General features: G+C 39.9%; 1 protein-coding gene. It reads right to left on the bottom strand.

What is annotated here, in order from left to right; translation table 11 throughout:
- Positions 1-584 (bottom strand): glycogen/starch/alpha-glucan phosphorylase (locus KH400_RS20870; protein ID WP_217227923.1); only part of this gene is annotated, 584 nt, incomplete at both ends.

The raw sequence follows: 584 nt of genomic DNA, 5'->3' as shown, positions 1-584 counted from the left end.
CTCCTGAGTGATCGCCCATGCCTCATCCCAACCAAGTCTTTCATCATCAAGCAAAAGACGCATTAATTCTGGAACCACAAGGCTTGGATGTGTATCGTTTATCTGGATAACGACATGTTTTGAAAGCTCCTTTAGTGGTTTATTTCGTTTTTTGTACCTTTGAAGGATACTTTGTAAACCTGCAGATACAAGGAAATATTGTTGCTTTAGGCGCAATATTTTCCCTTCATAATAGGAATCATCGGGATAAAGGAATTCTGAAATCTTCTCGATTGAACGTTTATAGTCAAGGTAGTGATAGTAGTCATGGCCGCGACTTGAGTGAAAGTGGAAGTGATTCGTAGTTGATTCAGCGCTCCATAACCGAAGTGTATTTACTGTATTATTGTCGTAACCTACTATAGGTACATCATATGGTATTGCGAGAACACGCTCATAGTCGTGATGTTGAAAATGAAGTTCACCATTAATCGTTGTAGTCTCAACCGTACCACCGAAGCGAACTTCAATTGCTTTATCAGTTCGCTTTGTTTCCCACATGTACTCATCTTCTAACCAGTAGTCTGGTAGCTCTACTTGATAAC

Origin of the sequence: Desertibacillus haloalkaliphilus, from assembly GCF_019039105.1 — a bacterium.
Taxonomy (GTDB): domain Bacteria; phylum Bacillota; class Bacilli; order Bacillales; family KJ1-10-99; genus Desertibacillus; species Desertibacillus haloalkaliphilus.
The sequence above is the reverse complement of the archived record's forward strand: the minus strand, read 5'-3'. Positions and strand labels throughout refer to the sequence as shown.